General features: G+C 62.1%; 1 pseudogene. It reads left to right on the forward strand.

Annotation, left to right across the window (positions count from 1 at the left end):
* Positions 1-243 (forward strand): annotated as a pseudogene (locus tag SB772_RS44700) (alpha-xylosidase); the annotation flags it as partial.

Below are 243 nucleotides of genomic sequence, written 5' to 3' on the forward strand. Positions count from 1 at the left end.
CTGTCGAGCCATAGCCGTTTGAACGGCAGCAAGTCGTATCGCGTGCCAGGGTTGTTCGACAACGAAGCCGTGGAGGTCGTGCGCCCTTTCACCGAATGGAAGTCGCGTCTGATGCCGTCTCTGTTCGATGCCGCGCAACAGGCGGTCGAGCATGGCACGCCGATGCTGCGCGCGATGCTGCTGGAGTTTCCCGACGATTCGGCCCGCGATCAACTGGATCGTCAGTATCTGCCCGGCGATGCG

The sequence above is a fragment of the Paraburkholderia sp. SIMBA_030 genome, assembly GCF_046535245.1.
GTDB lineage: Bacteria > Pseudomonadota > Gammaproteobacteria > Burkholderiales > Burkholderiaceae > Paraburkholderia.